This is a genomic window from Streptomyces himastatinicus ATCC 53653 (assembly GCF_000158915.1).
In the GTDB taxonomy this organism is placed as follows: Bacteria; Actinomycetota; Actinomycetes; order Streptomycetales; family Streptomycetaceae; genus Streptomyces; species Streptomyces himastatinicus.
In genome coordinates this window covers 7,705,287-7,712,076 of record NZ_GG657754.1, presented here as the reverse complement: position 1 = coordinate 7,712,076, position 6,790 = coordinate 7,705,287, and the positions used below count along the sequence as shown (strand labels likewise).

At 70.5% G+C, this 6,790-nt stretch carries 7 protein-coding genes; 5 read left to right on the top strand and 2 right to left on the bottom strand.

Features of this window, described 5'->3' with window-relative positions; all coding sequences use genetic code 11:
• Positions 1–250: 250 nt before the first annotated feature.
• Both SSOG_RS32740 and SSOG_RS32735 read left to right on the top strand, forming a co-directional pair.
• Positions 251–448, top strand: coding sequence for an SCO2195 family GlnR-regulated protein (locus SSOG_RS32740; RefSeq protein WP_039939240.1), 198 nt, complete (start codon positions 251–253; stop codon positions 446–448).
• A 10-nt stretch (positions 449–458) separates the two neighbouring features.
• Positions 459–1,139 carry a DUF4191 domain-containing protein gene (locus SSOG_RS32735; RefSeq protein ID WP_009718549.1) on the top strand — a complete coding sequence of 227 codons (681 nt, stop codon included), beginning with the start codon at positions 459–461 and terminating at the stop codon, positions 1,137–1,139.
• A gap of 92 nt (positions 1,140–1,231) precedes the next feature.
• Here SSOG_RS32735 and SSOG_RS32730 read toward each other — a convergent pair whose 3' ends face one another.
• Complete coding sequence (locus SSOG_RS32730; RefSeq protein ID WP_009718548.1) at positions 1,232–1,699, bottom strand: RDD family protein; 468 nt, start codon at positions 1,697–1,699, stop codon at positions 1,232–1,234.
• A 187-nt stretch (positions 1,700–1,886) separates the two neighbouring features.
• On the opposite strand from SSOG_RS32730, the gene glnA reads away from it, so the two are divergent.
• A complete protein-coding gene (gene glnA / locus SSOG_RS32725) occupies positions 1,887–3,296 on the top strand; it encodes a type I glutamate--ammonia ligase (RefSeq protein ID WP_009718547.1) in 1,410 nt (469 codons plus the stop codon).
• 73 nt (positions 3,297–3,369) lie between these two features.
• Here the strand turns inward: glnA and SSOG_RS32720 are convergent, their stop codons facing one another.
• Positions 3,370–4,557 carry an Ig-like domain-containing protein gene (locus tag SSOG_RS32720; RefSeq protein WP_245606431.1) on the bottom strand — a complete coding sequence of 396 codons (1,188 nt, stop codon included), beginning with the start codon at positions 4,555–4,557 and terminating at the stop codon, positions 3,370–3,372.
• 227 nt (positions 4,558–4,784) lie between these two features.
• On the opposite strand from SSOG_RS32720, the gene SSOG_RS32715 reads away from it, so the two are divergent.
• Positions 4,785–6,338, top strand: a complete 1,554-nt coding sequence (locus SSOG_RS32715) for a sensor histidine kinase (protein ID WP_009718546.1) — start codon at positions 4,785–4,787, stop codon at positions 6,336–6,338.
• 16 nt (positions 6,339–6,354) lie between these two features.
• Positions 6,355–6,790, top strand: a 436-nt coding sequence (locus SSOG_RS32710) for a response regulator (RefSeq protein ID WP_039939238.1), incomplete at its 3' end; no start/stop codon positions are given.

Genomic DNA, 6,790 nt, shown 5'->3' with positions numbered 1-6,790 from the left:
TTCGCCCTCTGTCCGCACCGGTCGCGACAAGCGTCGGTGTGAGCAACACGCTGTGTGAGGACGGGCACACCGGCCGCTCCATGCGCATTACAAAACCGCAGGTCACAGCCCTCATAGCAGCCCGATCCAAGGCTTCACCGGTGTTTGACCGACCGGTCACACACTGGTAACACCGTTGGGTAACGATAAAACCACGCACCGCTCATAGCCGCGTGCGTTCGTGATAATCCGCCGCTCCCGAGGGGTACCCATGCCGGCTGCGCCCGTACGCCCGTCCGTGACCGACGCGCTGCTCGCCCTGGAGGGACTGCTGCTGCGCGGCGGCCAGCGCACAGCCCGGCGCAACGCCTGGACCGCGGTCCTGGAGGACCGCCGCCGCGCCAAGGACCGGACCGAGGCCCAGCACGTACTGGAGGCCGTGTCCACCGAGGCTTCCCAGGCCACGTAAACTTCGCCTTATGGCGAGGAAGGAAACATCCGAGAACCCCGGGCGACTGAAGCAGATCGCCCTGACCTACAAGATGACCAAACGGGTCGACTCCAAGGTCGGCCTTGTCGTCGCCGGCGTGGGGATCATCACCTTCGGTGTCCTCCTCGGCATCGGCTTCCTGATCGGTCACCCCGTCTTCCTGGGCATCCTGGGCTTCGTCCTGGCCTTCCTCGCGATGGCGATCATTTTCGGCCGCCGCGCCGAGCGGGCGGCCTTCGGACAGATGGAGGGCCAGCCGGGCGCGGCCGCCGCCGTTCTGGAGAACGTGGGCAAGGGCTGGTCGGTGACCCCGGCAGTGGCGATGAACCGCAACCAGGACGTCATCCACCGGGCCGTCGGCAGGGCGGGCATCGTGCTCGTCGGCGAGGGCAACCCGAACCGGCTCAAGGGCATGCTGGCCGCCGAGAAGAAGCGCATGGCTCGCATCGTGTCGGACGTCCCGGTGCACGATGTGATCGTCGGCACCGACGAGGGCCAGGTGCAGATCAAGAAGCTCCGCACCACGCTGCTGAAGCTGCCGCGGGTGCTGCCGGGCGCCCAGGTGACGGTCGTGAACGAGCGGCTGCGGGCGCTGGGCGACCTCATGAGCAACATGCCGATCCCGAAGGGCCCGATGCCCAAGGGCATGCGCATGCCGAAGGGCCGCTGAGCGGCCGTACGACGAGACTCCACGTGACGAAGGCGGCCCGGGACAGGAGTTCCGGGCCGCCTTTCGTATGCAATCCGCGTGCGTTCCGTGCTCTAGAGGCGGATCTGCACGGCCCGGGAGAGCCGGTCGTGCAGCCCGCGGGTGTCGCGGTCGAAGACGACGGCGGGGATGACGAGCACCAGCAGCACGCTGCGCAGCACGGCCCGCGGCAGGCTGAGCCGGTCCCCGCCCTCGCCGACCACCCGCAGCCTGAGCAGCAGCTTGCCGGGGGTCGCGCCGACGGTGCCCACGGTCAGCAGGCTGAGTACGAGGAAGACGAGCAGCGCCCAGTTCCCGGCGGCCTGCGGATTGCGGCCCGCCAGCAGCGCGTACGAGATGAGAACGCACAGGCCCCAGTCGATGAAGAGCGCCCCGAGACGGCGCCCGAGCGGTGCGATCGCGCCCGGTCCGCTCTCGGGCAGCCCCAGCCCCTGGCCGCGGTAGCCCAGGTCGACGCCCATCTCCTCGGCGGCCGCGCGGGGGCCGGAAAGCCAGGATCCGATTGCTTGCCTCTTGTCCACGCCCCATACGGTACTGCGACGGCCCGCATACGCCCGTAACGGCCCCTGACCCGGTTAACCTGGGTGAAACAAACGGGTCATGCCCGGGAAATCCCGTCTGCTTATCGTCGGCGGCAGCGCGCCACGCACACGGACCGCGCGACCGAACAAATCCCCGTCCCCCCGCGGCCGGGCTAGGAGGAGTTGGATGTTCCAGAACGCCGACGACGCTCGGAAGTTCATCTCGGACGAGGACGTCAAGTTCGTCGACGTCCGGTTCTGTGACCTTCCCGGCGTGATGCAGCACTTCACCGTACCGGCAGCGGCGTTCGACCCGGACGAGGAACTGGCGTTCGACGGTTCGTCGATCCGCGGCTTCCAGGCGATCCACGAGTCGGACATGGCGCTGCGTGCGGACCTGTCGACGGCGCGTATCGACCCGTTCCGCCGCGACAAGACGCTCAACATCAACTTCTTTATCCACGACCCGATCACGGGCGAGCAGTACAGCCGCGACCCGCGCAACATCGCCAAGAAGGCCGAGGCCTACCTCGCCTCCACCGGCATCGCGGACATCGCCTACTTCGGCCCCGAGGCCGAGTTCTACGTCTTCGACAGCGTGCGCTTCGAGACCAAGGCGAACGAGGCCTTCTACCACATCGACTCCGAGGCGGGCGCCTGGAACACCGGTGCGCTGGAGGACAACCGCGGCTACAAGGTCCGGTACAAGGGCGGCTACTTCCCGACCCCGCCGGTCGACCACTTCGCCGACCTGCGCGCCGAGATCAGCCTCGAGCTGGACAAGGCCGGCCTCCAGGTCGAGCGCCAGCACCACGAGGTGGGCACCGCCGGTCAGGCCGAGATCAACTACAAGTTCAACACGCTGCTGGCCGCGGCCGACGACCTGATGCTGTTCAAGTACATCGTCAAGAACGTGGCGTGGAAGAACGGCAAGACCGCGACCTTCATGCCGAAGCCGATCTTCGGCGACAACGGCTCGGGCATGCACGTCCACTCGTCGCTGTGGCAGGGCGGCGTCCCGCTCTTCTACGACGAGCAGGGCTACGCGGGCCTCTCGGACACCGCCCGCTACTACATCGGCGGCATCCTCAAGCACGCCCCGTCGCTGCTGGCCTTCACCAACCCGACGGTGAACTCCTACCACCGCCTGGTCCCGGGCTTCGAGGCGCCGGTCAACATGGTGTACTCGCAGCGTAACCGCTCGGCCGCGATGCGTATCCCGATCACGGGCTCCAACCCGAAGGCCAAGCGCGTCGAGTTCCGCGCCCCGGACTCCTCCGGCAACCCGTACCTGGCCTTCGCCGCACTCCTGCTCGCGGGCCTGGACGGCATCAAGAACAAGATCGAGCCGCCGGAGCCGATCGACAAGGACCTCTACGAGCTGGCCCCCGAGGAGCACGCGGGCGTCCCCCAGGTCCCGACCTCCCTCCCGGCCGTCCTCGACGCGCTCGAGGCCGACCACGAGTTCCTCCTCCAGGGCGGTGTCTTCACCTCCGACCTGATCGAGACGTGGATCGACTACAAGCGCACCAACGAGATCGCTCCGCTCCAGCTGCGGCCGCACCCGCACGAGTTCGAGCTGTACTTCGACGTGTAAGTCGACGCCTGGACGTGACTGAGCCCCGCCACCGCCCCTCGGGCGGTGGCGGGGCTCAGTGCTGGTCGGTCGGTCAGGTGATGACCTGGGTGTTGGTGCCGGTCGAACCGGTGAAGTTGGCGTCCCCGGAGTAGACCCCGGTGACGGCGTAGCTGCCTGCCGGCAGGGTGGCGTCGGTGAAGAAGGCGAACCCGGAGCCGTTCACGGTGCCGGTACCGGTGACGCTGTTCGTCATGTTGCTGACGGTGAAGGTGACCGTTCCCGTCGGGGTTCCGGCCCCAGGGGCCACCGGCTGCACGAAGGCGACGTAGGTGACCGGCGTGCCCGCCGCCGCGGGGTTGGGGCTGGAGCTGACGATGGTGGTCGTCGTCGACTGGTTCACCGTCTGCGTCGGGAGCGTCCCGGTCGACGTGGCGAAGTTGGCGTCACCGCTGTAGGTGGCGGTCACGGTGTGCGGACCCACACCCAGGCTGGTGAAGGTATGGGATGCCGTGCCGCCCGTCAACGCCTTGACGACCGTACCGCCGCCGGTACCGGTGACGACGAAGGTGACCGTCCCGGTCGGGGTTCCGGATGCGGGCGGGTTCGGCGTCACCGTCGCGGTGAACGTGACGGGCTGCCCGAACACGGACGGATTCGCCGAGGACGTCACCGTGGTCGTCGTCGCGGCCGGGGCGGGATTCACGGTGTGGGTGTCACTGCCGGAGGACGGCAGGAAGTTGACGTCGCCGCTGTAGAGGGCGACCACAGGGTGGGTGCCGACGCCCAGGTTGCTGAGGGACAGCGTCGCCACGCCGCCCACCACCGGCTGGGTGAACGAACCGCCGCCCGAACCGCCGATGAAGAAGGTGACGGTGCCGCCCGGGACGCCCGCACCGGGCGGCACCGGGGTGACGGTCGCCGTGAACGTCACCGCCTGTCCGAGCCCGGATGGATCCGGCGCCGACACCACCGTTGTCGTCGTCGTGGACCGGTTGACGGCGATGACGTTGGTACCGGTGGAGGGGAGGAAGTTGGCGTCGCCGCTGTAGGTGGCGACGACGGTGTGGATGCCGACACTCAGCCCGCTGGCGGTGACCGAGGTCGTGCCGCCCGACAGCGTCCCCGTCAGGGGAGGGCCGTCGGCGCTGATGGCGAAGGTGACGGTGCCGGTGGGGGTTCCGGCGCCGAGCGGGATCACGGTGGCGGTGAGCGTGACTGCCTGCCCGAACGTCGACGGGTTCGGCGATACCGTCACCACGGTGAGGGTGGGGGTAGCCATGATGGCCCTCCAAGTGAGGTGAGGTGGTGGGCCGTTGGTCGCCAGGTCGGCGCCTGATCGGGGCGCGGCGGCGCATCGGAGGCCAGGGGGTGCACACTTACGGCGATCGACGCCGGGCCCTGCCCGCGTCACCGTCCCCCGGCAGATGTGAAACCCACCGGTCTGTAGCACCAGTAGGCGCGCGAGTGGTGGCACAACGCCAGGTACGTGGGGGTGAATTGCCCTGAATGGCGCAGCGCTCAGCGGCTCGCGCCGTGTGCGCCGCGCGTACCGTCGAGCGCGGGTTTTCTGACCGGTGCGCACCGCGCGGGCGCTGTTCACCCGGCCCGAAGGTGGACTTTCGGCAGTGTCCGGCGGGCCCAGGGTTCCGTAGCGTCTGGCCGGTGAAGACGATTACGCAGGGCCGGTCGGCGGTGGCGGGGGCGGCCGTGGGGGCCGGGTTGAGCGTGGTGAGCCTGTGGTGGGTGGTGCCGACCGCGGTGGCCGCGTACGGGGTGGGCCGGGGGCGCGGGCGGACGGGGGCCGCGGTCGTGGTGTTCGTGGGGGTGGTCTCGGCGGGGGTCGTGTCGGCGGCGGTGGTGCCGTCCCTGCTCGGGCTGGGGAGCCGGTTCGTGGGGGTGGTGGTGTGCGGCGTGATGGTGCCGTGGTTCGCGGGACGTTTCCGGCGGCAGTACGCGGAGCTGGTACGGGTCGGCTGGGAGCGGGCCGAACAGGCGGAGCGCGAGCGGTGGTTGATCGCCGAGCGGGCCAGGCTGCGGGAGCGGGCCCGGATCGCGCAGGACATGCATGACGTCCTCGGGCACGACCTCAGCCTGATCGCGCTGTCGGCGGGGGCGCTGAAGCTGGCGCCCGGGCTGGAGGACCGCCATCGGCGGACCGCGCAGGAGATCAGGGCGCGGGCGGCGGTCGCGGTGGACCGGCTCGGCGAGGTGATCGGGGTGCTGCGCGAGGAGGAATCCCCTGGTGGCATCGCGCGGCTCGTGGACGAGGCGGCCGCCGCCGGGCTCGCCGTCGAACTCCGCGCCGAGGGGGCGGATACGGGGCTGCCGCCGCTGGTGGAGCGGGTCGCGTACCGCGTCGTCCAGGAGGCGCTGACCAACGCCGCCAAGCATGCGCCCGGCGCGGCGGTGACCGTGCGGGTGGCCTACGGGGAGGAGGAGACGGTCGTCCGGGTGGAGAACGGGGAGAACACGGCAGCCGGTGCGACGGGGCCGCGTGCGCGGAGCGGTGGGCGGGGGCTCAGGGGGCTCGAGGAGCGCGTACGGCGGGCCGGGGGCTCGTTCGCGTACGGCCCCCAGGAACCCCAGGAACCCCAGAACTCCCAGGGCTCCCCGTGCTCCCAGCGCGGCGGCTTCGCCGTCGAGGCCCGGCTTCCGCACACCCCTCCGGAGCCGACCGCTCCCCCGGTCCGCCAGGAGCACCGGCGGGCGCGGCACCGGATGCGGCGGGTGGTGGTCGCGGCGGTCATGGTGCCGCTGGTCACCGGGGCGGGCCTGAGCGCCGCGCTGATGGCGTGGGACCGGGTGGCGGCGTCGCGCGCGGTGCTGGACCCGGGTGACTTCGCCCGGCTGCGGGTGGGGCAGGATCGCTCGGAGGTGGAGCGGGTGCTGCCGGACCGTCAGGCGGCCCATCACCCCTCGGCCGCCGAACCGGAGGGACGGGGCATCAGATGCGAGTACTACGCGATGACGGCGGATCGTTTCGACGACCGTTCCGGGGACGCGTACCGGCTGTGCTTCCGCGGGGACGTGCTGGTGGCGCGCGATGCCCTCACGCCGTGAACCTGCCGGGCTGCCGATGATCCGGGTGCTGGTCGCCGACGACGAGGCGATGATCCGCGCGGGCGTACGCGCCGTCCTGACCACCGATCCGGTCATCGACGTCGTGGCGGAGGCTGCCGACGGCCGGGGCGCCGTGGAGCTGGTGCGGCGGCACCGTCCGCAGGTCGCCGTGCTCGACATCCGGATGCCGGTGATGGGCGGTATCGAGGCGGCGGAGGAGATCCGCAGGACGGTGCCGGAGACCGGGGTGATCATGCTGACGACGTTCGGGGAGGACGACTACATCCTGCGGGCGCTCGGCGGTGGCGCCGCCGGTTTCCTGATCAAGTCGGGTGAGCCCGAGGAACTGATCGCGGGGGTCCGCGCGGTGGCCGACGGCGCCGCGTATCTGTCACCGAAGGTCGCCGCCCGGGTGGTCGCGCATCTCGCGGCGGGCGGCGCCGGTGCCCTGG